The sequence below is a fragment of the Serratia sp. G204Y genome, from assembly GCF_051172435.1.
Classification (GTDB): domain Bacteria; phylum Pseudomonadota; class Gammaproteobacteria; order Enterobacterales; family Enterobacteriaceae; genus Serratia; species Serratia sarumanii.
The window spans coordinates 1,601,417-1,623,584 of record NZ_JBPIZA010000001.1 but is presented as its reverse complement, the minus strand read 5'-3'; the positions used below and the strand labels follow the sequence as shown (position 1 = coordinate 1,623,584).

The following is a 22,168-nucleotide window of genomic DNA, read 5'->3' as shown; positions in this document are numbered from 1 at the left end:
CAAGTATGAAATATCGCTTTAATTCACTGATTATTATTAAAAAATTCGCGGAGAAGGATATCCCGTTAGGCGCAATCGTTGGCGCCGCAGATTAAGGTAGACTGTCTCATGAGTACGATTTCTCCCGATTCAGGCACGCTGACGGCCGCTCAGCCCGCCAAATGGAACAAAACCGACACCGTCTGGATGTTCGGTCTCTATGCCACCGCGGTGGGCGCCGGCACGCTGTTCTTGCCGATCAACGCCGGCCTGAACGGCCCGCTGGTGCTGCTGTTGATGGCGCTGTTCGCTTTCCCGCTGACCTATTTGCCGCACCGCGCGCTCAGCCGCTTCGTGCTTTCCGGCTCCAGCCGCGACGGCAATATTCACGATGTGGTGGTCGAACACTTCGGCGTACTGGCCGGCAAAATCATCATGATGCTGTATCTGATGGCGTTTTTCCCGATCGTGCTGGTGTACAGCATTTCGATCACCAATGCGCTGGACAGCTTCCTGATCCACCAGTTCCACGTGGCGCCGCTGCCGCGCATCTGGCTGAGCCTGGCGGTGGTGGTGGTGCTCAATCTGGTGCTGCTGCGCGGCAAAGACAGCATCGTGGCGGCGATGGGCATGCTGGTGTTCCCACTGTTGGTGTTCCTGATGGGCATTTCGCTGTACCTGATGCCGAGCTGGAATACCGCCAATTTCGTGCACGGCCTGGCCGCCACCCGCTTCGACACGCCGGGGCTGTGGCATTCGCTGTGGTTGGCGGTGCCGGTGATGGTGTTTTCCTTCAGCCATGCGCCGATCATCTCTTCCTTCGCCTCGACCCAGAAGAGCCTGTATGGCGATAAGGCGGAACGCCGCTGCGCGCGCATCATGCGCTACAGCTATGTGCTGATCTGCGTCACCGTGCTGTTCTTCGTGTTCAGCTGCGTGCTGAGTTTGTCCCATGAAGACATGCAGCAGGCGAAAGATCAGAACATCACGGTGCTGACCACCCTGGCCAACAAGTTTTCCAACCCGCTGATCGCCTATCTCGGCCCGGTGATGGCGATGCTGGCAATGGCGAAATCCTATCTCGGCACCTCGCTGGGGGTCACGGAGGGGGCGACCAGCCTGATCGACGGCGTCACGCGCGCGGTCGGCAAACCGCTCAGCTCGCGCATGACGCACCGCATCTCGGCGGTTTCGCTGTTCCTGCTCACCTGGGCGGCGACGGTGTGGAACCCCAGCGCGCTGCACATCATCGAAACCATCAGCGGCCCGCTGATAGCGGCTATCCTGTTTATCCTGCCGATGTACGCGGTGCGCGCGGTGCCGGCGATGCGCAAATACCGCGCGGCGAGCAACGTCTTCGTGCTGGTGATGGGCCTGATCGCGCTGTCGGCGCTGATTTACGGCCTGGTGTGATCCCCTGGGCGCGCCGCCTTCGGCGCGCCTCTCAATCCTGCGTTACACATCCCTTTGCAATTAATCGTCGGGTTGCCGGGCGTTATCTTTGATAATGCAAGCCATTCTCATTAGTATTTCCTGATTGCGTTCATGACTAAGGAGTCTTTCGTGCACCGTCGAATCACTTTGCCGGCGCTGATTTGCGCCGCCTTACTCGCCTCTCCGGCGATGGCCACCACCTATCCGCTGACCCTGACCGACACCTCCGGCCAGACCCTCACCCTTCAGCAAGAACCGAAACGTATCGTGGTGCAGGACGGGCGCGACATTCTCACGCTGGCGCTGCTCGATCGCGCCAACCCGTTCGGCCGGCTGGTGGCCTGGAATAACCTGCTGAAGAAAAGCGACGCGGCGACCTGGGATATCTTGCAGAGCAAATGGCCGGCGGCGAAAAACATCATCGATATGGGATTCAGCGACAAAGGTGAAGTGAATCTGGAGAGCGTGATCGCCAAGCGGCCCGATCTGATGATCGCCCAGCTGCGTTCCAAACCTTCGCTGAGCCAAACCGGCGTGCTGGATAAGCTTAAGGCGCTGAATGTGCCGGTGCTGTTTATCGACACCATGCTCAAGCCGGTGGAAAACACGCCGAAAAGCGTGACGCTGCTGGGGGAAACCCTCAACCGGGAAAGTGAAGCCAAGCAATATACCGATTATTATCAGCAGCATTATCAGGCCATTCTGGCCAAGACGCAGGCGGTGGAACCCAAGCCGCTGGTGTTCTTTGAAGCCAAGGCCGGCCTGAACGGGCTGGAGTCCTGCTGCTTCACCCATGCGCACGTCGGCTGGGGCGCGTTGGTGGAAGCGGTCGGCGCGCGCAACATCGGCTCTGCGCTGTTGCCGGGCGCGACCGGCGACGTGGCGCTGGAAAAGGTGATCGCCATGAAACCGGATGCCTACATCGTTTCCGGCTCGCAGTGGGCCAGCAAGACCAACGCCGCGGTGCCGTTCGGCTATGGCGTCACGCAACAGCAGGTGGATGAGGCTTTCAATCGCATGAAACAGCGCCCGGGCTTCGCGCAGGTGTCGGCGGTGAAAGAAGGGCGGTTCTACGGCATCTACCATAACTTCTACAACCATCCGTACAACATTGTCGGGTTGGAGTATCTGGCGAAGTTTATCTATCCGGCGCAGTTCCCGGATCTGGATCCGGCCAAGACCTACAGCGAGATCCTCAGCCGCTTTACCGAAGTGCCGGAAGGCAAAGGCATTTTGGGCGCGCAGGCGCCGACGGGGAAATAACGGCAACGGGCGCGACGACGCGCCCGTTTTTGATCTTTAAGCGGCGGCCGGCGTATAGGTGGAGATGATCTCCAGCACGCCGTTGATGATGAACTGCACGCCCATGCACACCAGCAGGAAGCCCATCAGGCGCGAGATCGCCTCGATGCCGCTTTTCCCCACCAAGCGCATGATGGCGCCGGAACTGAGCAGGCAGCCCCACAGGATCACCGCGACCGTCAGGAAGATGGCGACCGGCGCCACCGTCAGCACCCAGGGTTCAAAACCCAGCGTGTTATCTTTGACGCTCGAGGCTGAGCTGATGATCATCGCGATGGTGCCCGGCCCGGCGGTGCTCGGCATGGCGAGCGGCACGAAGGCGATGTTGGCCGAGGTCTTATGGCGCAGCTCGTGTGACTTGCTCTCCACCTCCGGCGCCTCATCGGCGCTTTGTTGCGGGAACAACATGCGGAAACCGATGAAGGCGACGATCAGGCCGCCGGCGATGCGCAGGCCGGGGATCGAAATGCCGAAGGTGTTCATCACCACCTGGCCGGCGTAAAACGCCACCGTCATGATGCAGAACACATAAACCGAGGCCATCAGCGACTGCTGATTACGCTCTTCGCGCGTCATATTGCCGGACAACCCGAGCAGCAACGCCACCGTGGTCAGCGGGTTGGCCAGCGGCAACAGCAGCACCAAACCCAGTCCGATGGCCTGGAATAACTGCAAAATACCCGTCATAAAAGAGACTCCCTGTGCAACGTTCAAGCCGCCACGCGGCGGCCCATGAGCTGAACAGCCTAGCCTGCCGTGCGCCTGGCGGCAATGGGGACAGCTCGTAACGTTCATTAACCGTCGGCCGGCGTTTTATCACTGCCGTTGCACTCGCCGGTGAGCTCCGATCCATCCTCGCACCCCAGTGGCGCTTCATTGACCGCAATCGCCCGCGGCACCGAACGCTAGCCAAAATGCACCCGCCCATACAACGTCGCTAATACTGGGCACATATTATTAATTATTTTTAACTGTTTTTACCGTTTAACCGCTTAAGAGATTAAACACTTCTATACTGGTAAGGCTTTGTGGCATTTCTTCATAATCGAAAAGCTTAAAAGGAGTTTTACTATGGAAGTGGCAAAAGAATGGGTAGCGGCGAAAAAAATCTCCTGGGGCAGCGTCATCGGTGGTGTGATCACCGTGTTGGCTGTTTCACTGTTGCTGTCGACGTTGGGCACCAGTTTGGGATTTTCCATCGTGGATCCGACATCAGACGATCCGATCAATGGAGCCGGTACCACCGTAGTGATTTGGTCCGCTGTTTCAATCATCATTAGCTTGGCTGCCGGCGCTTTTATTGCCGGACGTTTGGCTGCTAATGACGGCCTTATTCATGGCTTCCTGGTATGGGCTACGTCACTGATTGTGGCGGCGGTATTGGGTGGAATGCTGGTCGGGTCTGCAGTGAAGGCCACCGGTAATGCGCTGGGTGCTATCGCTTCGACCTCTGGCAGTTTGCTTTCCGGCGCCGGTTCCGCGATTGGCAAAGGGGCAACCGGGTTGGCAGACGTGGGCGGTAAGGTGTTTGACAAGTTGGGTATCGACACCACGTTGGAACCTGAACAGCTGCATGGTGATGTGGTTACGGCGCTCAAAAAAAGTGGTATTCCGTCATTGCAGCCTGAATTCATGCAGCAACAGTTGAATGCGGCCAAGACTGATTTGGCAGACGCAGTAAAAGCCCTGGCACTTCAGCCTGACAATAGCGATGCGATTATTAAGCAACTGGTCGACAAGCTTAAAAAACATGGTGAGGCCATCTCGCAAGATGTGGATCAAGACACACTGAAAAAAGCTCTGGTTGAAAATACCAATATGACGCCGCAGGAAGTGGACCAGACGGTGAAGAATTTGGTCGACGCCAAAAATAAAACTGCGCAGCTGGTTAATCAGCGCTTGGATGAAGCCGAAGCAAAAATCAATCTGGCAAAACAGGAGTATGCTGAGCTGAAACAGAAGGCGCGCGAACAGGCTGCCGCGGCTGCGGACGAATTGTCTCGGGCTGCCCTGTGGTCATTCTTTGCGTTGTTGATTGGCGCAGTGGTCAGTGCATTGGCAGGCTTGTGGGGCGTTAACACCAATGCCCGACGTGTAACCGTATCATCTCCGCAGGCGTAATCTCCAGGCTCGTTTGCGCGTCTCGATGATATAGGGATGAGAGCCTGAAATACCGACGACGATGAAATGACAGCCAGGAAAGACTGGCGCCTACCCCGGCCATGTGCCGGGGTTTTTATTGTTTGCGGCGTGATTAATGACCACCTTAATCGCTGTGTAGGGTATTAGGCATCAATTGCCACGATCCCTGGGGACAGGTGGATAACATAGATGCGCTGTAAATAATAATGAGTGTGATTATGAAACAAGAACTGCATATTTTGCTGGGGAAAGCCGTTACCTTTCTGCTCTACTGCGCTTTTTTGGCGGCCTTGGTCGGCCTGGTATTTATCGACGTACACTGGCTGCATAATTTCGTGCATGAAACCTCGCTGACCGAAGCGGCGCAGGAGCTGTTGCTGCTCGCCATCTCCGGCGGTTTCTTCGCCGCGGCCCGGCGGCAGGCTGAACGCCGCTCCGCCTGGATGCTGGTCGGCGGTTTCTTTCTCTGCATGCTGATCCGCGAGATGGATTTCGCCTTCGATGCGCTGTGGCACGGCGCCTGGGTGTGGTTCGCGCTGGCGGTCGCCTTGGCCTGCCTGGTGCATGCAGCGCGGCACATCGCGGCGACGGTGCGCGGCCTGGCCTATTTCGTGACGCATCCCGCCTACGGCATGATGTGCGCCGGCCTGCTGTGCATTCTGGTGTTTTCACGCCTGTTCGGCATGAGCGCGCTGTGGCAAACGCTGATGCTGGACGGCTACAACCGGGTGGTGAAAAACATGGTGGAAGAGGGTTGCGAACTGCTGGGCTACGGCCTGTGCCTGCTGGCTACCCTCAGCTACATGAAAACCGTTTTTGCGCCGGCTGACGCGAAAGCGTGAGGGCGGCGCTTTATTTATCCGGAACAATTTTAGTGATACTATTCGCTTAGCCGAATGTGGCTGAGAAGGTATGCGTTCCATTCTGTATACCCAGTGAGGTTTCAATCTGGCAATTGTGGGCGAGATCTGAAACCTGGCTGACCAAACCCAAAATCCAATTTTCGTACTGCATGTGATCTGTCGTGTAAGCAATGCTCGGCAGTTCACGTGATTCCATTCTGTTTCAAATCCCCCCATCAACTCACTGTGTTGCTTGAAAAAGCCCTTGGCTAGTGATTCAATCCGTTTCATGTGATTTCAATCCAAGCCACTAAAATTGTGTACATACCTGTGTACATAATTGGAGATGTACACAGTGCTCACCGATGCCAAACTCCGCAAGCTTAATGGAAAACCCATCCCAAAACTGATCGAGATGCCTGACGGCGGCGGTCTGTCTATCCGTATAACCCCACTTGGGCTGATTGTCTTCCAGTACCGATACCGGTACGCAGGTAAGGCACGCCGCATGACGCTTGGAAGTTACGACGAAATTTCGCTCAAAGAAGCGCGCGATATGGTTCAAGAGGCCAAGCGCGTCTTGGCCGAAGGGAAAGACCCCATCACAGTTAAATCCATGACGCTGGAGGAGATCGCCGGCGCAGCCTCTGTGAAAGACTGTCTATCTCATTGGACGGCCAGCGCTCAGGCTCAGCGCCTTGTGAAATTGAAGTATTGGGAGAGGGCTTTTGAGCGGCATGTAATCCCATATGTAGGCGATATGATTGTCGATGAAATGCAGATATCTCACTGGCAGCCAATTTTCAAAAGGATGAGAACGAATGGGGCGGAAACCTTTGCTGGGATCATGCTTTCAAAGCTAAAGCAGGCGTTTTCGTATTGCCTGAGAACGGAGAAGATTCGTGTTAATCCGATCGCCGCATTGAGAATTAGCGACGTTGGAAAACCTGTTGGCGTGGTTAAACGGTATTTCAGCGATGATGAAATAGGGGCTTTTTGGTTGGCTCTTGAAGCTTCCCGGATTGTTCACCAGAACAAGATCTTCATTAAATTGTTGCTGCTTACAGGGTGTCGGGGAGTTGAGCTAAGGAAGGCAAAGAAGGGTGAGTTTGATGTGAAAAATAGAACGTGGCGCGTTCCTGCGGAAAATTCAAAAACGCGCCAGCCGTTTGTGAGAGGACTATCAGGGGATGCCGCAAAGCTAATTGAGGAGGCTATGTCGCTATATCCGAACATATCGCAATTGTTCCCGCCGGCGATTGTGCAGGGCGATCGCCCTATGTCAGCAGGTGTTCTATTGAACATGGCGGAACAGCTTAGGAATGAAATGGGAGTTCATGACTGGGCAATGCATGATCTACGCCGCACTGCAAAAACTAAAATGAGCGAATTAGGGATTGAGCCCCACGTATCCGAAAAGGTGCTGGGGCATAAACTCGGTGGTGTTTTGGCGGTATATGACCAGCATTCATATCTCAAAGAGCAGCAAAATGCGCTGGATATTTGGGCCGCTCATGTGGCGTCCTGCGTTTCATCAATGAGGCCTTGAGCGCGGAAAAATCGTATCACATCGCAATATCTATACTGCTCGCCGCCATGGATGGGATTGGTGCCAGGCGCCGGTTTAGGGAACGGTGTACCAGCCTTTTCCCACTGCTTTTTCCTGCGCCAAAAGGTGGTTCGTGATATACCGCCCAACTGTTGCTGTATGCCTTCGCGGGTGATCAATACTGGCTGAATTGGCAGGTTGCTTTTAGTCATGGCTTATCTCTCTGTAAAACGCCCATTCAGCATGCCGATCGTGTAGTTGAATCGCGGAAAAGAAATGCCGAGCAGTTCGACCTGTGCGAAATGCTTCATGATGATAGGGCGGGATAGGGTGTCGAAAGGGGTTTTCGGGTGTTGCTTAATCGCGGCGTGGAGTTCGTCGTTACAGCGTTTCGCTACTGATCTGAGTGCGTTTTGCTGAACGCTGCCGGCAGCAATTGCAGGCTGTTTACTGGGCATTGATTCCCCCAATGATCCCAGCCTGGCGCATCGCCACGGCTGAATAGTTCGATTCGTGACACGTCGCCGTATAGCAGCTCAAGGCGCCGGCGGACTTCCCAGGGTTTCGCGCTGTGTTCGCCGAGACAGCTGAACACAACCTGCTTTACCGATGCGCTGGCGCGCTCGATGCCCTGGCCGCGAACGGCGATCAACACGTCTTCGGAGTTGGCGCGCGTGTAATTGCCGCCATTCATCCGGGTTTCGGCGTTGAGCATGTCGAGCAGGTCGGTGAAGTCGAATATGGTTTGCTGCAGCAGCGCCTTATTGAACCGAATTTCGGCCTGTTGATTGAGCTTCACCCAAGTGAAAGCCTTCATCGTTCTGACGCTGAATCCCCAAGCCTCTGCCAGTTCTATCGCCTCCTGACTGTGGTTGCCGGTGTACCACATCGCGAGCACGCTATCTGGCGCAGCAATAGCCCATACCGGAAGACGCTTCAGATCTGCCATGCTCATCGTGCTGTAGTGATTGCCTGCGGCGCCATTGCTGATAGTGTTGCCGTAACTCCAAGGCGGATCTGAATAGATGAGTTGATAGGTCATTGAGCGTTACCCCAGCAGCGCGCGGCCGCGTTGACGCAAAAACCTATTCGGATGTTAATCCAAGCAACATCTACCGCCCGCGCAGCTTCAAGCGCCTGGCGCCACTTCCCTGCAGCATCTGCGAAATCGGCGCGTCGTTCTGCCTCGGCCGCCTGATGGGCCAATGATTTGTATTTGAATGACAAGGCTATCTCCGGGATCAGTAGGCGCGCTGGTGGGTTACGGGAGCAAGCAACTGGTTAAACAGCTGCATGAGTTGGATTCTGCGAACCACCTCCGGCGGCTCACTGAGTAAATAGCTGTCGGTAAGTTTTGCGATGGCTCCTCTTGGTTTTTTCCTTGCATAACGCTGGTACAGCGGATCAACAGACAAAACCTTCAGTGCGCGGACGTTCGCTTTCACATAGGTGATTTCGCATTGAACATATGGGGAGCTTGTGAGAGAAAACCGCAGATTTGAAATCCTTTCCGGGGTAATTCCCTCATCAGGAAATTTCTTCTGCAGCATAGCGATATGCTCATCACGGATATAGAAACCGCCGTCGGCGATGAGGAACTGAATTAGATCGTAATTAGTCATGGCTAAATCCTGATTTGGTTGTTGTAGCGCTCATGGCTCATCACTTCCCATGAGTTGCCGTTGTCTTTTGACAGCAATCGCCAGCAGCGAGCCACTGGCAGCGTTAAATGCTTATGTTGGTATGTCCGGTTGGGTTTCTTTTTGCCCTCCATATAGGCGCAGAGAACCCCCTCAGCTTTGGCGCTGATTCGTTGCGGAATTCGTGGTTTCATATTTTCGGTGGGTTATTTGGTGATTGGCGCCCAGCACGCGGAACGGATGCCAGGACGGCGGACTTTCTCTACGGCTTTTTCTTTTTCCAGCTTGATCAAGCGCTGGCGGATAGCTTTGCCGGTCATGCCGTTGTAGCCGGCACAGTGGAGGAGGCTTGCGACAGAATCCGGCGTTGAGCCGGCAATACTGAGCCGCGAGATGATTTCGTTATCGTCGGGTATCAATATCATGAGTTTTCATCTATTAGTTTATGTAAGTCCCTATGTAGGGAATTATCAACATCCATACTTTGAGGAAGGTAACCAACCATGCGTGGAACAGTCATTGCAGCAAAGGAAATTGACTTTCAAGGAGAACGATGCTGCTATCTGGTTAAGTTTGGAGAGCATGAGTATGCAGTTTTAACTTCACCTAATGATCTGGTCCTGCAGGCTGGTGATGAACTACATAACGAAAAAGGTTATTGGTATTCAGAAGCTTTCGCAGGCTTACAGGTTGGAAATTTCAACTTGAAAGATAAGGAGAATGCAGTGGCTGAATACGAAGAACTAATTTAGCTATTATCTTATGCTTGGGTTAGCAACCGGGGCTTTTTCAGTGTTTTCTTCAGTTGTTCGCGCAATTGCTGATTTCCTTGATACTTCACTGCGGTATCGCGGAGGCTGTTTACTAGTTCTCGGAAAACGTGCGGTGGCAACGTGTAACGCTGGCTTACAGGTTGAGCCTGCATTGCGGAGCGGCAGGCGTCCGCGGCTGCACGGTAAATCTCCTTGATTGTGTCCCATTGAATGGTGATTTATTCATCAAATTCTCTGGCGTCGCCACAATCATCACAACCTTCGCCGCCATACTCAATGCAGTGTATAATTCGGTTTTTCTATTACTGATTGAATTTGGCTGTCATGGAGCTTATTAATGGTATCGAGAAAGCTGTATATCATTGGAAATGGCTTTGACTTGTGGCATGGAGTGAAGTCTGCCTTTTCTAACTTTCGAGATTATGTATATCAACGGAATGACCTAGTATATCGCGATGTTGAGGAATACTTAGGCGCCGGCGATGAATGGGGGGACTTAGAGGTAGCCCTGGGGGAGCTGGACATTGAACATCTTCTTTCAAATAACGAGTGCCACCTGCTTTCTCCTAGCGATCCTGAATGGCGTGATTCGGCTAACCATGACTTCCAATTTGAGATTGAGCGATGTGTGAATCACCTTTCCTTAGAACTGAGAACGCTATTCATTGAGTGGTTGAAGCAGTTAAACCCACCGGCCCCCATCTATTTGCTAAAAAGTTTAGACACTTCGTCTCAATACTTAACGTTTAACTACACTAAGACATTGAACACGCTCTATGGTGTACCAGACTCAAGCGTTCTTCACATTCACGGAGAAATCAGCAGGCCAGAATCTGTTGTGCTAGGTCATTCCTGGACTCCTGAGCGCTCACTCAATGATAGGTTTGACATAGCCGACATAGATACCAGGCTTATGGAGGCCAACAGCATAATCGACTCATACTTCACCAAAACATTCAAACCCTCAATGGAGTTGCTCAACGCCAACGCTGCCTTTTTCAAAGACCTTGTGGGTGTTACCGACGTGTATATCTTAGGTCATTCTATGTCGCCAGTGGATAAGCTTTACTACGAGGCCATTATCTCGACACTTAATACCGAACACTGTCATTGGCATATAGCCTGCCGCAACAAAGATGACGATGCCTCAGCTAAACTGGAGCGACTTTCTGAGCTTGGAGTCTCGAAGGAACGAGTTTCTCTTTACCTATGGCATGAAATGTAACCATATACTTTTACAAGTTAATAGATTGTTTTTTTTGCTTACACACCTAAGGAGTAAAATGAATGTCGCAATCAAAGAAACACGAACCAACTGGTGCTGAAATTTCCGAGGCTGGGCTGTACGCAATCGCTGATGCTATAGATAATAACCTAATTTCCCTTGAGACTGGTCGCCTATGTGATGATATATATGTGCATGCGGACACACCGCAAGGTAAAGTCCGACTTAGCTATGTTATGTTCAGCCCTACCGTTCAAAACGAGGTCATAGCTATGAGTGCATTTGTGGTTACCGGTCAAAGCAATGGCAAGCCACATTTTCAAGTCGATTGGGCTGTTTTGCCAGGCTACAGAGGCAAGGGATTCGGTAAAGCCGTGGCCTCAAAAGCGCTAAATGAATTCATCAATGGAATGCTCCCGCACTCTGAGAATGGATTGATTGTTGAAGCCGTAGTAGATGCGGGAAATGAGGCTTCTATTTCAGTAGCGAGGAAGCTGTTAGGCGGAGAGGAAGTTTCAATAAACCCAGATACAGAAAAGACAACCCACAGTTTCCTAAAGGTTTTCTTACCTAGCTAACCATACTGATCCCCTTCTTCTGTCTCCAGACAGGAGGGGGGGTTATAAAGTAATTTCAGATGGTCACTTTATTTTTGTTTTTTAGCTGTGGGCTTTCCCCTTCGGTACTCAGCTGTTCCGCAGATTAAACTTAGCCCACCAAACAGCAACACTAACTTCCGGCCGGAGCCGATCCGAATTCAGCCCCCATACAATCCCGACGATAACACCCCAAGTTATGAATGCAGCTCCAACTAGAAGGGAGCGGAACATTGCAATTATGTTGTGACTCTTCATTCAGGCTGTTCTACTTTCGCCGGCGGGAACCGGGAAGTCGCGCATAAACTCTGACAGGTACTCTCCACTTATCAGCCAATCTGAAAGTGGCTTCAGTTCATTTGCTGGCATCACTGGGCGCTCTTTCATTTGGCCTCCCGAATGTTGGCGGCGAATGCTTGCAACTCGTTAATCTGAGCGCGCTGAGACTCAGCTGTAGCGCCAAATGCGTGGGTGTCTGGTTGCATGCTGGCAAGCTGTTCCATCTTCAGCTTGATGAGCTTCTCCACCCCCTGCGCCTGGATAGCTGCAATGGCGGCGTCAGTATCTGGTATGCCTCGCAGAACTCCGCATACATCGTCAGTGGCACATGGATCATCTTCACCACATCTTTCACAGAAGTGCGTTGAGTTTTTGTGGTCGGTAATCGCGCTAACGAGGCAGGCATTCTCCACAGCCAGCGCATCGCGCTCAGCCTCAAGTGCGCTCACCTTCTGCTGGTGGGCATCAAACCGGACGTATTCACCGTGCTCAGCTTCACGCGCGAAAGCCTCAAACCGAACTGCATGCATTTTATAGTCAGGGGTAAAGCGCTTGATGGTTGTCATTCGTCTTCTCCCAGCACCCAACGGAGCGCCTGAGCGTAATCACCGCTCGCGCCTTCCAGGGCTTTTGTGATTTCTTTTCGGGATTTCATGCGGGGTTTGGCATCGCCAATCACCTGGCGCTGCCGGCGTGCCTTTTCATGGCCTTTTGTGCCGGCGGTTGCCGCTTCAACATCTTTCACTTTTTCGCGCTGTTCTTCGGGTGAGAGGTTCGCCAGCTGTCGCGCTTGGGTAACGGTAACGGCGCCTGATTCAACCGCATCTTTAACGGCCTGAGTGGCATCGAGCAGGGCGAGTGTGGCGCGGATCGTCTGCACGCCGACGCCAAACATCAGCGCTAAATCTTTTTCGTCGTGGCCCCGCGTAAGCGCATCAGCCATTTTCTTGGCGCGTCCCAGCGGCGTGTCTGCCTGAAAGATTTCATTGGCACTAATCATCACTTCGGCGACGCTAAACGGTGATCCGCGTCTGACCACTGCCGGCACTAGAAGAGGTTTTTTGCCTTCTTCCTGCAGACGTTTATTGGCTTCGAGGGTGTTTTTAACCCGCTGGCGACCTTCAACTACGCAGGATCTGCCTGTCTCAGGGTCTTTCCAGATAACGATCGGCTCAATCACCCCCAACTTCATGATGCTAAGCACAGTCGGTTCATGGAGAGGAAGGTGGATGCGTTCGTCGTAAAGCGGGTGCGTTTTATCAGACACCAGGTGCAGATTTTCCGGCTCGAACATCAGCACGTTGGTTTTACCGCTGGCGCCGTAGGCTTCCGTTGAGTTTTTAGCCATTCATCAACTCCAGACCGCGCCGGCAGTGAGCAGGCACAGGGTAAAAATGAGAAGGTAGAAGAGGTGTTTGCCGTGGTGGCGCTTAGGGGCGAAATCGACCCCGGTCAGGTCGTACTTGTGCTGAATACGAGCGTTTAGGCTTACCATGTTGGCCTCCGCTGCTGAGTGTGCAGGCGGCGCTGCAGTGTTCTGATGTTCTGGCGGACGACGTACACCGGCGCGCAGGTATCGGCACAGACGAGGATTCTCACGGCCTTATATCTGCCGTCTTCGTAGCGCTGAATGCTCACAGCCTGCTTGGCTACGTCGCGGGATTTCCCGCAGTGCTCACAGCGTTGGGTAGTGGTTTGCATAACATGTCCTCTCAATGAAATTCACATGGGTAAAGGCGCTGCCTGAGTTGATGCACGCGCTCGGTTTCCCTACGGTTCCAGCACACTGGAGCAGGGCAGCGCCTTTGTTGATGTGAAAAAAAGAGCCCCGGCGAGCGGGGCAAATCTGGAGATTACGAGGGTGTTTATCCGGCTGCAGCCTGACCGCGGACGCCCCGAAGGCGCGAACAAGCCACAGGCGGATAAATGCCGGCGTTAACCGGCGATGAGAAAACCAACTGCTGACCAGCACACGACGCAAAGGACAACCACGCCAAGCCAGACGATTTGATTGAATGTCATGATTGCCTCAGTGCGCCCCGTAGGGCGCGGTGGGTGTTAATAGCCGCGTTTTGCTTTGCGGGCGTAGAACAGCGCTGCTATTGCTGCAAATCCATCTGCACGAAGTTCACGGTAGAGAATCATGTCGTAACTTTTCATCGTGTAACCCTCTAGCTGTAGTGGTTTTATGCCTACCGCCCCACACTGGCAGCGGCAGGGTAAAAGCACTCCGTAACCCTTACATTTTCCAGCCCTCCAGTTGTCTGCCTGTTCACGTTGCTGGATCAGGCTCCCGCGCTTATGTCCCCTTGCACCCGTCATAGCTGAAGCTGATAAGAGCAAGCGGGGTTAAAAGTCATTTCGTCATCCAGTCCTGTCCGCTGCATGCCGTTAGTGCCATACCCCCGTAAGGGCTGGGGACTGCCGGGTACTGAGTTGTGCAGATCTCTCTGCTCAGTGCTGGGTGACTAAACCTGATTGTTAAAGAGCGTCCCGGTGGTTTGGGGTGACGTTGTTGCTGTCGATGGAGTTGATAATATCCATGAGTATTTTCAATAGCAATGCGTATTAAGATTGATTCAATAGCAATTGCTATAATCATCTGTTTTGAAAGTAAATTTAGTTGGTAAAAATTTGCGCTATGGGGTTTGGATAAGGTCTGTTGTGTGAATTCTGGCAGGGATTAACGCTTTGCAAATTCTTGAGAAAGGATTAAAGTTTGAAAATAACTGTACATATAAACAGTATTTTTGAGTGTTTTTTTACACCCGGGGTTTCATATGATTGAGATGTTAGTGCGGCGTGCGGCGGGAGTGTACGAAAAAGAAACCCTGCCAGGGCAGGGTTTGGGGGATTACATTCTGAAGTCGCGTAGCAGTAAAACTACAACACCGATCAATGAATCTGGCGCTAGTTCAATCAATGGAACCCTGGCATCGTCAACGGATAAGTATCCATGTGACCCGCCATCAACAAAGCGATAAGCAGAAACCGAGTTATTCACTTTTGCTACTACTAAATCCCCGGATCCTGGCGTAGAGGCCGAGTCAGCAATAACAATGGAACCGGCTGGCGCTTCAGCGCATCCGCTATTTCTTTTAAGAATGAAGGCCTTCCATGATGGTTCGGCTTTTCCTTTCGGCGAAATCACAAAGTCATCAGTAGCCCCGCTTTCATCCCATACAGGGATCTGGCTGTATTTTTCAATGCGAGTTGTCATAGGAGGTGATTCACCTTCCATTTCACCAACGCCATTAGCCAGCCAGTCAACATTCACACCAAGGGCATTAGCAATATCGACGAGCCGTCCCGAAGTTTTTGCTTTTCCTTTAGTTAATCGCCAGATGGTCGGCTGAGCAACGCCTGATGCCTCAGCAAGAGCTGCTTGAGTCATGTTGTTGCGTTTGGCCATCGCCATGTTAAGGCGTTCTGCAAGTGTCGTTTTCATGTCAGCAAATTTATAGCCACGCGTATTAAGCGTCAAATTCGCATTGCTATTGCAAGTGGTAATACGCATTGCTATTATCACCCTTGAATAATACGTTTAAGGATTAAAAGATGAACAAAGCTATTCAAAAAGCTGTAAGCATCGTCGGTAGCCAGCAGAAGCTCGCATCATTGTGTGGTGTCGCCCAACCGACAGTTTGGCGCTGGCTGCATGGTGGCGGCATTGACGCCCTTTACGTTAAGCGCATCGAAAACGCTACTGGCGGAAAGGTTAAGGCCGTAGAGATTCGTCCAGACCTGTCGGATCTGATTACAACAAACTGATTTTTAACAAGGAAGATTATTACAGATGCAAACCGCAACAACACGCAACGAAGCTCAGGCGATTCAGAGCGACATCATGAGCCGCATTGCAGCAATCGGAGTGACAAGCCTGGCCGGGGCGATCGGCGTTGATAAATCGCAGGTGAGTCGCTGGCAGAGCAAAGGTGGGTTGGTGGAGAAAGCGAGCCTGCTGCTGGCCGCTACGGGCTTTAAGCGTTCGGAAACCATGCTGACGTTCAGGGGCGAGGAAACCGCAGAGCTGGCGCGCGGGTTAATGGCGATGCTGGAGCACATCCGGGAACCAAAGACGGAATAGGGGGCTTTATGGCCTGGGGCAAGAAGAAAGCCGAGCAGTTGCAGCTGGTCGGCAATCACTTTTCTAACTGGGAGTTCTGCAATGAACAGCCTGATTGTTATCGATATGTCGGTATCTCGTCAAGGGTTGAAAAATGTCCGGCTCGCAAAGTACTGAGCTCGATCGGTATTACACGGACTGGCGGGGCGTGCAAGTTCACGTTATCCGCTGGGATCGGGTTGAACGCCAGGTCATTTTCACGCGAGAGGGTTATCCGTATGAGTGCATGCAGCCCCTTGAGAGATTTAAAGAGAAATTTAAGCGAGCCGAAGTATGAGCATGAACCTGATGGCGCAGGCTATGAGCATCAAAGTGGGCAATCCACTGCGCAAGTTGGTGCTGATCAAGATAGCTGATAACGCGAACGACAAGGGCGAGTGCTGGCCTTCATATCAGCATGTCGCTGACCACTGTGAGTGCAGCAAAAGCGCTGTACGGGCGCACATTGAGGCATTGATAAAGATGGGTTTACTCACCAAAGAGAACCGCCTTGGCGTGAACAATGGGAAGGGGAATACCTCGAATCTCTACTATCTGACCCTGGACAACCCTGTGCCGTCAGAAAGCATAGCCCCCTGTGCCGTCAAAAAGCATAGCCCTATGCCGTCAAAAAGCACAGGGGTGTGCCAGCAGGTGACACAGGGTGTGCCGTCAGAAAGCACACCCCCTATGCCAGCAGATGGCACCAGAACCAGTCACTCTTTTGAACCAGTCATTGAACCAAAAGAAAACCCCCCCATAGCCCCCCAGAACGATGCTGGAGCAGCGAACCAATCAGCTGAGGCTGGGGAAGTTCTCGATTTTCTGAATGAAAAAATCAACGGCAGGACGCCAAAGCGTGCCGACACGTTGCGTGAAATTGCCGAGCGCCTGGCAGAAGGCAACAGCGCCGCCGAACTGAAGCTGGTGGCTGAACACCGCGCAAGTCTGCTGCTGAGCGATCCCAAGATGGGCCACATGCTCAGCGCCAAGATGATTTTCGATGCCGTCCGGTTCGGTGGTTATCTGGCCGCCGCCAACGCCTGGGATCGTCAGCGTAACCACAAAGCCGCCATGGCCGAAGCGGTCGAACAGCAGCGCCAGGAGCCGGTGGCCGGTGAAGCGCCGGAGATTGATTTCGATGATGCGTTTGATCGCCTGCTGATTGAGGGCTTACAGCCTGAGAACCCGGCAGAGAAACAGGCGCTACAGCATGTTCAGAAACACGGTTTCAGTTCCAAGATTGAAGAAAACGCACGCCGTGAGTGGCGGGTAATTTTGGCTAAGGCGTATGCCCGCACAGGAGGCGTTGAGGTATGAGAGCGATAGTCAAAGTAGCTGTACAGCGTGATCTGGGTATTGCCCTGATCCCGGTTGACGAAAAGCTGGCGTTTCACATGACAGGCCGCGTGATGGTTTCCACGCTGCCGAAAGAGTTCAAAGACGCGCCAGAAGGTATCCTGCCGGCCGTTGAGCATGAGATCGCCAACGACCCACGGCTACAGGTTTTTTTCACAGATGAGCGCGTCATCAACGCTTGCGGCGGCGTTAATGCGATTGAAGCCTGGGCGACTCAGTTCACGAAATGTCAGTACAGCAAGCACGACCTGCCGGAGACAATTCTGGACACCGAGCGTGTTGGTAATTCGGCCGTTCGCATCTGTCCTGGGTGCTACAAAAAAAGCCTGGGCGTATCGCCAAAGCTGGAAAAAATCGCTGCTCGCAATACTGCGCGCTGGGTGGTGGCAACGGCAAAACACCGTCTGAAGTCAGAAGGACAGCTGACAATCCCTGAGCTGATGCTGTGGGCCATGCTGTCCGGCGTATTCGACCTGATCCCCGATGACGTTGCGCGCACCGTTACCGACTTACCAGAGCCGAAGGTGATCACCGGCACCCGCAAGGAATCCAGATGGACTGCACGCCGGCGGCCACTGAGATTATTTCCAAGCAGGCCCAGAAGTGTTTCATGGTCGATCCTGAAGTCCCTGGCGCCTTTGTGCTGCGCCCTAAGAAAACCCGCGCCGAAGACAGCAAATATACCCGCTGGGTTAAGACTCGCCCCTGCTGCGGTTGCGGTGCTCGCTCAGACGACCCTCACCACATCATCGGCCACGGGCAGGGCGGCATGGGAACAAAGGCCCACGACTTCTTCACTATCCCGCTGTGCCGTAAATGCCACGACGCATTGCACGAGGATGTAGCGGCGTGGGAAGCGGAACATGGTAGCCAGGTTGAGCTGCTGTTTGAGTTCCTGGACTTCTCCTTCGGCATCGGGGCGATCGCATGAAAGAGGTGACCATAACACGCCAGCAGTACCGGAACGTCTGCGATGCGCTGCTGAACACAGCCAATCTGAACGAGCAGCTTTTGCTGCTCTCAACCGCCGACAAGCGTTCGGAAAGAGTTCATCGCCAAGCCAGCAAGCTATTACAAAAAATTCGCCAGCAACTTCAGGAAGCCGTGGGAGAAAAAGCATGAGAGACATCCAGCTAGTTTTAGAGCGTTGGGGCCAGTGGGCGAAAGACAACAGCGGTGTGGACTACTCTCCGATCGCTGCTGGGTTTAAGGGGCTTCTGCCGAGTACGAGCAAGAGTAAGCCTTCATGCTGCGATAATGACGGCCTGATTGTTGACGGTGCCGTGGGTAGATTGAAGAAGGTACGCGACGAAAGAGAGCTCGGAGTAATCATGCTGCACTACCGATACGGGGTGTCAAAGTCGGAGATAGCTCGTAGATGGAAGGTTTCAGAGGGGAACATAAGGCAAAAGCTGATGATGGCGGAAAGCTTTATAGAAGGCTGTTTGGCTATGACTGGGGCAACGCTTGAGATGGATGCATGGACGAGCAGATCAGAAATTTCGGCAGTCGCATAAATTTCCGCTTTTCGTTACGATTTTTACTGGCTATTGTGATAAGAGTGGTTACGCAGTGACGTAGCTTATCAAATTTCAAAACCTTGCTTCGGCGGGGTTTTTTGCTATTCAGCAGTGGACAAGGAATCGGCAATGTTGTCCTACGACTGACACAACCCCAATGATTACCATGAGTTAGAGTCTCGATGTAAAGTCTAGACATCGCCAAATAGATGGCGATTTCAACTACTTTTCAAGGAGATATGCTCATGCAAGCTGCTGAAACTCATTATCTGGACAACGGTTACACCTTCCATATTCCACCTGTATCATACCGTCGCCGCGTCTGCGTGCCGCTTCTGATGGCCGTCGCGCCAGGCGGTAAATCAAAAGCGAAACATATGTTGGTATTCAATGGTTCATGGGTAACCGAAGCGAAAGCAGAAGGCGCGATTTTCCTCGACGGTGGCTCAATGCCAGCAACTGCTTGTAACTCGTGGAACACATACATCGAACCTAATCAGTCTGTCTCAATTCAGGCGGTTAGTGAAAGTTCTAATGGTGGCTATGCACTGCCAAGCATTACGGTTTTAATCGGACAAGATTGACCTAGCTTTTCCAAAGCAAAGTAATTTACACAGGCCCCTTATATGGGCCTTCTTGCATTTCAGCCCCAGCCAACAGACGACACACACGGCACATCCTCTTACCGGCAGCGTTTACGGCTGGTGGCTGAACCCTACCCATAACCCGAAGCCGGGAAAGAGCCCCGGAAGGGGGAGGTTATGAAAATGCCCTGGAAGAACGAACCCAACATCCTATCAATGCTGATTGCGTTCGGCATGACTTTGCTGGGAGCCATTGCCAGTTACTCATTCAAGGTGCTAAACGGCGAGGCCTTCAGTTGGCGCACGCTGTTTCTACAGCTCTTCGTTTCTATCTTTGCCGGATTAACCATGGTGATGATCGCTCTGCATTACGATTGGCCGTCAGAAGTTATGGGCGGCGTGTGCGGCATGGCTGGTTGGTCTGGTGCGTCGCTGATTAAGGCGCTGGAACGTCGATTCCTGAATAAAGCGAGCGATAGCAATGAATATCAGTAAAAGCGGCATTGAGCTGATTAAGCGCTTCGAAGGCCTGCGGTTGAAAGCCTATCAAGATTCGGTGGGCGTCTGGACGATTGGCTACGGATGGACACAGCCGGTAGATGGTAAAAAAGTCGGCCCCGGAATGCAGATTGATCAGGCCACTGCCGATCGGCTGCTGAAATGCGGCGTTGTGCAGTATGAGCAGGGGGTTAATCAGCTTGTGAAGGCGCGAATTACCCAGGGGCAGTTCGACGCGCTGGTGAGCTTTGCGTATAACCTCGGCCTGCGGTCACTGAGCACATCCACGCTTCTGAAAAAGCTGAACGCTGGCGACAAGCAAGGCGCTGCCGAGCAATTTGGGCGCTGGATAAATGCCGGTGGTAAACGGTTGGATGGTCTGGTCGATCGCCGTACAGCTGAGCGCGAGATGTTTTTGTCATGAACACCTCATTCAGCTTCCGCACGATGGCGATCGTCCTGCTGCTGCAGGCGCTGATTGTTTCCGGCAGGCTGGTGTTTTACTTCCACAGCAACGCAGTAAAGGCCGGTGAGCAGGTTAAGCAGCTGCAGAGCGATAACAGCCTGAAGGCGAATATAATCGCCACACAGGCGTTTCAGTTCCAGCGCGCCAACGAAATCAGCAACGCAGCGACAAAGTACGGCATCAATACCGACGCAGCCACCCAGGGGAAAGAAATTGAATACCGGACGATCCTCAAGAAACAGCCGACGTGCGATCTGGCTGTGCCTGCCGCTATTGCTGGTGGGCTGCTCGACTACACGTACAGTCTACGTTCCAGCGCAATGCCAGCCAATCCCGCCATTACTGACACAGCCAGTGCTCGTACCTCTGCCGCCGGCGAACTGACATATTGCCAAGCAGTTTTGTGGATTGATCCGCTTCTTGCGGCGATCGACAAAGCTAACAACCAACTCCTAGCTATCCGCCAGCTTGATGAAGATAGAAAAAAATGAGCGTTGTACTGACACAAGAACAAATTAAAGAACTGGCCCGATTCGCTGCCGAAGACGGCCAGCCGGCCTACACAATTACAACCAGCACAATTCCGGCGTGGGAAGCGGAGAATGGTGAGCAGATTCCTGAATACAACGGTCTGATCGCATACTCGGAATCAGAAGATCATGGGGTGTTACAGCTGGAAGGGTAAACAGGCACACGTGACACGGTCACACAAGGCGGCCGCTGTTGAAAACAAGCAACCAATGAAGTGAATAAATGCTGAGCAAAGCCCCGTCATAGATTGACGGGGCTTCTAATTTTAGCGAATCAAGCCGCCAGTATATGCTGAATGCCCAAGAACATAGGCACAGCACCCAGACTGTTCGGCGGCAAGTTCAGCTGGACGAACCCATAACGAGCGTAAAAACCAATCGCTTCTGGGTCAGCGTCTAGATAGACGCCTTTTATAGGCAATGCCTTGTGGATGATTTTAATCTGCTCAAAGAACTCACACAGCAGATCCAAACCGTAGCCTTGCTTTTGATACTTAGTGGCTACACCAAGCATTACTAGTCGAACAACGCCAACTTCACGAGGAAGAGAGCCGGTAACTACCCCGCTCAATGCCGTTTTTTCCAGGCTAAACGCTGTAAAACTGCATATCCCGATCAACTCACCAGTGTTCTTATCGATCAGCGACTTTGCAGCACAATTCCCATCGGCAACGTTTTTTTTGAGTGAACCGCGAACAAAGGTATTCACTGCATCTTTCCCACAATCAAACTTCTTCTGACCGGGGTATGTGATATCCGCCTGATACGTACAGGCCATTACGTCCGCGTTACTTACATCACTTGTGGTCTGGTTCCCCATTGTGTTTCTTCCTCCTCATCAAGGCTTTCAGGGCAAGCGTTGGTGCGGCAGGTTCAGACATAAGTTGATTCAACTGATGCCAAGCCCCTTCAGATAGCTCACGGCGCCGTTGGTTGTCCAACACGCTTTCAGCTCTTTCCAGGGCGGCATTCAGTATGAACGACGTCAAATCCAAACCAGCGACAGCCGCCGCTTCACGAAGTACATCTTTTAAACTCACAGAAGTCTTCAACTCGACTCTTGCGTTCTTTAAACCTTTAGCTACATCCACAGGCATCTGCGAGACAGTAGTGGTTGCCATATTGAACCTCTCTATATTCCTCTAAACTCTCCTTCTGACAGGCGACGTTACCTTTTTCCAGTAAAAGGCCTTCGTCTTAAACTATTGAAATTACTAAAATTATGATTTGCCATTATTAACTCCTGATTACGTTTTTTTCAGTATATGTATCTTCTAAATTAAGATTCATCATCAAATCTAGTACGGATGATAGCCGTACTACGATGTAAGATTACCGCCGGTCT

At 52.5% G+C, this 22,168-nt stretch carries 33 protein-coding genes; 20 read left to right on the top strand and 13 right to left on the bottom strand.

The window, feature by feature from the left end:
• Positions 1-108 precede the first annotated feature (108 nt).
• Positions 109-1,392, top strand: coding sequence for a serine/threonine protein kinase (locus ACSBQQ_RS07895; protein WP_033638320.1), 1,284 nt, complete (start codon positions 109-111; stop codon positions 1,390-1,392).
• A 150-nt stretch (positions 1,393-1,542) separates the two neighbouring features.
• Complete coding sequence (locus tag ACSBQQ_RS07890) at positions 1,543-2,676, top strand: ABC transporter substrate-binding protein (RefSeq protein ID WP_033646319.1); 1,134 nt, start codon at positions 1,543-1,545, stop codon at positions 2,674-2,676.
• A 36-nt stretch (positions 2,677-2,712) separates the two neighbouring features.
• Here ACSBQQ_RS07890 and ACSBQQ_RS07885 read toward each other — a convergent pair whose 3' ends face one another.
• Positions 2,713-3,402, bottom strand: coding sequence for a MarC family NAAT transporter (locus ACSBQQ_RS07885; protein WP_033646318.1), 690 nt, complete (start codon positions 3,400-3,402; stop codon positions 2,713-2,715).
• 384 nt (positions 3,403-3,786) lie between these two features.
• On the opposite strand from ACSBQQ_RS07885, the gene ACSBQQ_RS07880 reads away from it, so the two are divergent.
• The 3 genes from ACSBQQ_RS07880 (at position 3,787) to ACSBQQ_RS07870 (ending at position 7,248) form a co-directional block, all read left to right on the top strand.
• Entirely contained in the window at positions 3,787-4,836 is a 1,050-nt protein-coding gene (locus tag ACSBQQ_RS07880) for a YrzE family protein (RefSeq protein WP_060418478.1), read from the top strand.
• 239 nt (positions 4,837-5,075) lie between these two features.
• The gene (locus ACSBQQ_RS07875) at positions 5,076-5,699 is read left to right on the top strand and encodes a hypothetical protein (RefSeq protein WP_033646316.1); all 624 of its coding nucleotides are present in this window, start codon (positions 5,076-5,078) and stop codon (positions 5,697-5,699) included.
• A gap of 346 nt (positions 5,700-6,045) precedes the next feature.
• A complete protein-coding gene (locus tag ACSBQQ_RS07870) occupies positions 6,046-7,248 on the top strand; it encodes a tyrosine-type recombinase/integrase (RefSeq protein ID WP_060428577.1) in 1,203 nt (400 codons plus the stop codon).
• On the opposite strand, the gene ACSBQQ_RS07865 is transcribed toward ACSBQQ_RS07870, so the two are convergent.
• The 6 genes from ACSBQQ_RS07865 to ACSBQQ_RS07840 form a co-directional block, all read right to left on the bottom strand.
• Positions 7,212-7,460 (bottom strand): hypothetical protein, encoded by a 249-nt coding sequence (locus tag ACSBQQ_RS07865; RefSeq protein WP_071532844.1) that lies wholly within the window; start codon positions 7,458-7,460, stop codon positions 7,212-7,214. The two genes, ACSBQQ_RS07870 and ACSBQQ_RS07865, sit on opposite strands and share 37 nt — an antisense overlap.
• 182 nt (positions 7,461-7,642) lie before the next feature.
• Positions 7,643-8,290 carry an MT-A70 family methyltransferase gene (locus ACSBQQ_RS07860; protein ID WP_060428579.1) on the bottom strand — a complete coding sequence of 216 codons (648 nt, stop codon included), beginning with the start codon at positions 8,288-8,290 and terminating at the stop codon, positions 7,643-7,645.
• The gene (locus ACSBQQ_RS07855) at positions 8,287-8,454 is read right to left on the bottom strand and encodes an ANR family transcriptional regulator (protein ID WP_412072729.1); all 168 of its coding nucleotides are present in this window, start codon (positions 8,452-8,454) and stop codon (positions 8,287-8,289) included. The genes ACSBQQ_RS07860 and ACSBQQ_RS07855 overlap by 4 nt, the downstream gene beginning before the upstream one ends.
• Before the next feature lie 35 nt (positions 8,455-8,489).
• On the bottom strand, positions 8,490-8,870 hold the full coding sequence (locus ACSBQQ_RS07850; RefSeq protein WP_060428581.1) for a hypothetical protein: 381 nt from the start codon (positions 8,868-8,870) through the stop codon (positions 8,490-8,492).
• 2 nt (positions 8,871-8,872) lie between these two features.
• Positions 8,873-9,082 carry a ParE family toxin-like protein gene (locus ACSBQQ_RS07845; protein WP_072269915.1) on the bottom strand — a complete coding sequence of 70 codons (210 nt, stop codon included), beginning with the start codon at positions 9,080-9,082 and terminating at the stop codon, positions 8,873-8,875.
• Positions 9,083-9,094: 12 nt separating this feature from the next.
• Positions 9,095-9,313 carry a hypothetical protein gene (locus ACSBQQ_RS07840; protein ID WP_060428583.1) on the bottom strand — a complete coding sequence of 73 codons (219 nt, stop codon included), beginning with the start codon at positions 9,311-9,313 and terminating at the stop codon, positions 9,095-9,097.
• A 78-nt stretch (positions 9,314-9,391) separates the two neighbouring features.
• On the opposite strand from ACSBQQ_RS07840, the gene ACSBQQ_RS07835 reads away from it, so the two are divergent.
• The 3 genes from ACSBQQ_RS07835 to ACSBQQ_RS07825 all read left to right on the top strand — a co-directional run bounded on the left by ACSBQQ_RS07835 (position 9,392) and on the right by ACSBQQ_RS07825 (position 11,464).
• Entirely contained in the window at positions 9,392-9,640 is a 249-nt protein-coding gene (locus ACSBQQ_RS07835; RefSeq protein ID WP_154632410.1) for a hypothetical protein, read from the top strand.
• Between the two features lie 358 nt (positions 9,641-9,998).
• Complete coding sequence (locus ACSBQQ_RS07830) at positions 9,999-10,886, top strand: bacteriophage abortive infection AbiH family protein (protein ID WP_060428585.1); 888 nt, start codon at positions 9,999-10,001, stop codon at positions 10,884-10,886.
• A 62-nt stretch (positions 10,887-10,948) separates the two neighbouring features.
• Positions 10,949-11,464: a GNAT family N-acetyltransferase gene (locus tag ACSBQQ_RS07825; RefSeq protein ID WP_060428587.1), complete on the top strand. Its 516-nt coding sequence runs from the start codon at positions 10,949-10,951 to the stop codon at positions 11,462-11,464.
• Between the two features lie 401 nt (positions 11,465-11,865).
• Here ACSBQQ_RS07825 and ACSBQQ_RS07820 read toward each other — a convergent pair whose 3' ends face one another.
• From ACSBQQ_RS07820 to ACSBQQ_RS07805, 4 genes are all read right to left on the bottom strand, one after another.
• Positions 11,866-12,327, bottom strand: coding sequence for a hypothetical protein (locus tag ACSBQQ_RS07820; RefSeq protein ID WP_060428589.1), 462 nt, complete (start codon positions 12,325-12,327; stop codon positions 11,866-11,868).
• Positions 12,324-13,109 carry a ParB/RepB/Spo0J family partition protein gene (locus ACSBQQ_RS07815; RefSeq protein WP_060428592.1) on the bottom strand — a complete coding sequence of 262 codons (786 nt, stop codon included), beginning with the start codon at positions 13,107-13,109 and terminating at the stop codon, positions 12,324-12,326. Before ACSBQQ_RS07815 ends, ACSBQQ_RS07820 begins: the two co-directional genes overlap by 4 nt.
• A 3-nt stretch (positions 13,110-13,112) precedes the next feature.
• Positions 13,113-13,256, bottom strand: coding sequence for a hypothetical protein (locus ACSBQQ_RS07810; RefSeq protein WP_154632411.1), 144 nt, complete (start codon positions 13,254-13,256; stop codon positions 13,113-13,115).
• Between the two features lie 1,359 nt (positions 13,257-14,615).
• On the bottom strand, positions 14,616-15,278 hold the full coding sequence (locus ACSBQQ_RS07805) for a helix-turn-helix domain-containing protein (protein WP_080431105.1): 663 nt from the start codon (positions 15,276-15,278) through the stop codon (positions 14,616-14,618).
• A gap of 41 nt (positions 15,279-15,319) precedes the next feature.
• Between ACSBQQ_RS07805 and ACSBQQ_RS07800 the strand changes: the two genes are divergently transcribed.
• From ACSBQQ_RS07800 to ACSBQQ_RS07745, 12 genes are all read left to right on the top strand, one after another.
• Positions 15,320-15,532 carry a transcriptional regulator gene (locus ACSBQQ_RS07800; RefSeq protein WP_041033757.1) on the top strand — a complete coding sequence of 71 codons (213 nt, stop codon included), beginning with the start codon at positions 15,320-15,322 and terminating at the stop codon, positions 15,530-15,532.
• Positions 15,533-15,557: 25 nt separating this feature from the next.
• Positions 15,558-15,848, top strand: a complete 291-nt coding sequence (locus tag ACSBQQ_RS07795) for a CII family transcriptional regulator (protein ID WP_041033759.1) — start codon at positions 15,558-15,560, stop codon at positions 15,846-15,848.
• A gap of 133 nt (positions 15,849-15,981) precedes the next feature.
• Positions 15,982-16,164, top strand: a complete 183-nt coding sequence (locus ACSBQQ_RS07790; RefSeq protein WP_072269916.1) for a DUF4222 domain-containing protein — start codon at positions 15,982-15,984, stop codon at positions 16,162-16,164.
• The gene (locus ACSBQQ_RS07785) at positions 16,161-17,186 is read left to right on the top strand and encodes a helix-turn-helix domain-containing protein (protein WP_080431106.1); all 1,026 of its coding nucleotides are present in this window, start codon (positions 16,161-16,163) and stop codon (positions 17,184-17,186) included. Before ACSBQQ_RS07790 ends, ACSBQQ_RS07785 begins: the two co-directional genes overlap by 4 nt.
• Before the next feature lie 592 nt (positions 17,187-17,778).
• On the top strand, positions 17,779-18,156 hold the full coding sequence (locus ACSBQQ_RS07780; protein WP_060429440.1) for a DUF968 domain-containing protein: 378 nt from the start codon (positions 17,779-17,781) through the stop codon (positions 18,154-18,156).
• Positions 18,153-18,347: a hypothetical protein gene (locus ACSBQQ_RS07775; RefSeq protein WP_060429441.1), complete on the top strand. Its 195-nt coding sequence runs from the start codon at positions 18,153-18,155 to the stop codon at positions 18,345-18,347. The genes ACSBQQ_RS07780 and ACSBQQ_RS07775 overlap by 4 nt, the downstream gene beginning before the upstream one ends.
• Positions 18,344-18,742 (top strand): antiterminator Q family protein, encoded by a 399-nt coding sequence (locus ACSBQQ_RS07770; protein WP_060429442.1) that lies wholly within the window; start codon positions 18,344-18,346, stop codon positions 18,740-18,742. Before ACSBQQ_RS07775 ends, ACSBQQ_RS07770 begins: the two co-directional genes overlap by 4 nt.
• 248 nt (positions 18,743-18,990) lie before the next feature.
• Positions 18,991-19,329 carry a hypothetical protein gene (locus tag ACSBQQ_RS07765; RefSeq protein ID WP_140367551.1) on the top strand — a complete coding sequence of 113 codons (339 nt, stop codon included), beginning with the start codon at positions 18,991-18,993 and terminating at the stop codon, positions 19,327-19,329.
• Between the two features lie 177 nt (positions 19,330-19,506).
• Positions 19,507-19,824: a phage holin family protein gene (locus tag ACSBQQ_RS07760; RefSeq protein ID WP_049193441.1), complete on the top strand. Its 318-nt coding sequence runs from the start codon at positions 19,507-19,509 to the stop codon at positions 19,822-19,824.
• The gene (locus ACSBQQ_RS07755) at positions 19,811-20,251 is read left to right on the top strand and encodes a lysozyme (RefSeq protein ID WP_060429443.1); all 441 of its coding nucleotides are present in this window, start codon (positions 19,811-19,813) and stop codon (positions 20,249-20,251) included. The genes ACSBQQ_RS07760 and ACSBQQ_RS07755 overlap by 14 nt, the downstream gene beginning before the upstream one ends.
• Positions 20,248-20,784, top strand: a complete 537-nt coding sequence (locus ACSBQQ_RS07750; protein ID WP_072269917.1) for a hypothetical protein — start codon at positions 20,248-20,250, stop codon at positions 20,782-20,784. The genes ACSBQQ_RS07755 and ACSBQQ_RS07750 overlap by 4 nt, the downstream gene beginning before the upstream one ends.
• Entirely contained in the window at positions 20,781-20,978 is a 198-nt protein-coding gene (locus tag ACSBQQ_RS07745) for a hypothetical protein (RefSeq protein WP_060429444.1), read from the top strand. The genes ACSBQQ_RS07750 and ACSBQQ_RS07745 overlap by 4 nt, the downstream gene beginning before the upstream one ends.
• A gap of 119 nt (positions 20,979-21,097) precedes the next feature.
• Here the strand turns inward: ACSBQQ_RS07745 and ACSBQQ_RS07740 are convergent, their stop codons facing one another.
• A complete protein-coding gene (locus tag ACSBQQ_RS07740) occupies positions 21,098-21,643 on the bottom strand; it encodes a GNAT family N-acetyltransferase (RefSeq protein WP_060429445.1) in 546 nt (181 codons plus the stop codon).
• Positions 21,621-21,944, bottom strand: a complete 324-nt coding sequence (locus ACSBQQ_RS07735) for a DUF1778 domain-containing protein (RefSeq protein ID WP_170929827.1) — start codon at positions 21,942-21,944, stop codon at positions 21,621-21,623. The genes ACSBQQ_RS07740 and ACSBQQ_RS07735 overlap by 23 nt, the downstream gene beginning before the upstream one ends.
• Between the last annotated feature and the right edge of the window lie 224 nt (positions 21,945-22,168).

Bases quoted from the DNA above. Each gene is read 5' to 3' on its own strand.
- ACSBQQ_RS07895 (WP_033638320.1), top strand. From the start codon at position 109: ATGAGTACGATTTCTCCCGATTCAGGCACGCTGACGGCCGCTCAGCCC.
- ACSBQQ_RS07885 (WP_033646318.1), bottom strand. From the start codon at position 3,402: ATGACGGGTATTTTGCAGTTATTCCAGGCCATCGGACTGGGTTTGGTG.
- ACSBQQ_RS07880 (WP_060418478.1), top strand. From the start codon at position 3,787: ATGGAAGTGGCAAAAGAATGGGTAGCGGCGAAAAAAATCTCCTGGGGC.
- ACSBQQ_RS07875 (WP_033646316.1), top strand. From the start codon at position 5,076: ATGAAACAAGAACTGCATATTTTGCTGGGGAAAGCCGTTACCTTTCTG.
- ACSBQQ_RS07870 (WP_060428577.1), top strand. From the start codon at position 6,046: ATGTACACAGTGCTCACCGATGCCAAACTCCGCAAGCTTAATGGAAAA.
- ACSBQQ_RS07865 (WP_071532844.1), bottom strand. From the start codon at position 7,460: ATGACTAAAAGCAACCTGCCAATTCAGCCAGTATTGATCACCCGCGAA.
- ACSBQQ_RS07860 (WP_060428579.1), bottom strand. From the start codon at position 8,290: ATGACCTATCAACTCATCTATTCAGATCCGCCTTGGAGTTACGGCAAC.
- ACSBQQ_RS07850 (WP_060428581.1), bottom strand. From the start codon at position 8,870: ATGACTAATTACGATCTAATTCAGTTCCTCATCGCCGACGGCGGTTTC.
- ACSBQQ_RS07845 (WP_072269915.1), bottom strand. From the start codon at position 9,082: ATGAAACCACGAATTCCGCAACGAATCAGCGCCAAAGCTGAGGGGGTT.
- ACSBQQ_RS07840 (WP_060428583.1), bottom strand. From the start codon at position 9,313: ATGATATTGATACCCGACGATAACGAAATCATCTCGCGGCTCAGTATT.
- ACSBQQ_RS07835 (WP_154632410.1), top strand. From the start codon at position 9,392: ATGCGTGGAACAGTCATTGCAGCAAAGGAAATTGACTTTCAAGGAGAA.
- ACSBQQ_RS07830 (WP_060428585.1), top strand. From the start codon at position 9,999: ATGGTATCGAGAAAGCTGTATATCATTGGAAATGGCTTTGACTTGTGG.
- ACSBQQ_RS07825 (WP_060428587.1), top strand. From the start codon at position 10,949: ATGTCGCAATCAAAGAAACACGAACCAACTGGTGCTGAAATTTCCGAG.
- ACSBQQ_RS07820 (WP_060428589.1), bottom strand. From the start codon at position 12,327: ATGACAACCATCAAGCGCTTTACCCCTGACTATAAAATGCATGCAGTT.
- ACSBQQ_RS07815 (WP_060428592.1), bottom strand. From the start codon at position 13,109: ATGGCTAAAAACTCAACGGAAGCCTACGGCGCCAGCGGTAAAACCAAC.
- ACSBQQ_RS07810 (WP_154632411.1), bottom strand. From the start codon at position 13,256: ATGGTAAGCCTAAACGCTCGTATTCAGCACAAGTACGACCTGACCGGG.
- ACSBQQ_RS07805 (WP_080431105.1), bottom strand. From the start codon at position 15,278: ATGCGTATTACCACTTGCAATAGCAATGCGAATTTGACGCTTAATACG.
- ACSBQQ_RS07800 (WP_041033757.1), top strand. From the start codon at position 15,320: ATGAACAAAGCTATTCAAAAAGCTGTAAGCATCGTCGGTAGCCAGCAG.
- ACSBQQ_RS07795 (WP_041033759.1), top strand. From the start codon at position 15,558: ATGCAAACCGCAACAACACGCAACGAAGCTCAGGCGATTCAGAGCGAC.
- ACSBQQ_RS07790 (WP_072269916.1), top strand. From the start codon at position 15,982: ATGTCCGGCTCGCAAAGTACTGAGCTCGATCGGTATTACACGGACTGG.
- ACSBQQ_RS07785 (WP_080431106.1), top strand. From the start codon at position 16,161: ATGAGCATGAACCTGATGGCGCAGGCTATGAGCATCAAAGTGGGCAAT.
- ACSBQQ_RS07780 (WP_060429440.1), top strand. From the start codon at position 17,779: ATGGACTGCACGCCGGCGGCCACTGAGATTATTTCCAAGCAGGCCCAG.
- ACSBQQ_RS07775 (WP_060429441.1), top strand. From the start codon at position 18,153: ATGAAAGAGGTGACCATAACACGCCAGCAGTACCGGAACGTCTGCGAT.
- ACSBQQ_RS07770 (WP_060429442.1), top strand. From the start codon at position 18,344: ATGAGAGACATCCAGCTAGTTTTAGAGCGTTGGGGCCAGTGGGCGAAA.
- ACSBQQ_RS07765 (WP_140367551.1), top strand. From the start codon at position 18,991: ATGCAAGCTGCTGAAACTCATTATCTGGACAACGGTTACACCTTCCAT.
- ACSBQQ_RS07760 (WP_049193441.1), top strand. From the start codon at position 19,507: ATGAAAATGCCCTGGAAGAACGAACCCAACATCCTATCAATGCTGATT.
- ACSBQQ_RS07755 (WP_060429443.1), top strand. From the start codon at position 19,811: ATGAATATCAGTAAAAGCGGCATTGAGCTGATTAAGCGCTTCGAAGGC.
- ACSBQQ_RS07750 (WP_072269917.1), top strand. From the start codon at position 20,248: ATGAACACCTCATTCAGCTTCCGCACGATGGCGATCGTCCTGCTGCTG.
- ACSBQQ_RS07745 (WP_060429444.1), top strand. From the start codon at position 20,781: ATGAGCGTTGTACTGACACAAGAACAAATTAAAGAACTGGCCCGATTC.
- ACSBQQ_RS07740 (WP_060429445.1), bottom strand. From the start codon at position 21,643: ATGGGGAACCAGACCACAAGTGATGTAAGTAACGCGGACGTAATGGCC.
- ACSBQQ_RS07735 (WP_170929827.1), bottom strand. From the start codon at position 21,944: ATGGCAACCACTACTGTCTCGCAGATGCCTGTGGATGTAGCTAAAGGT.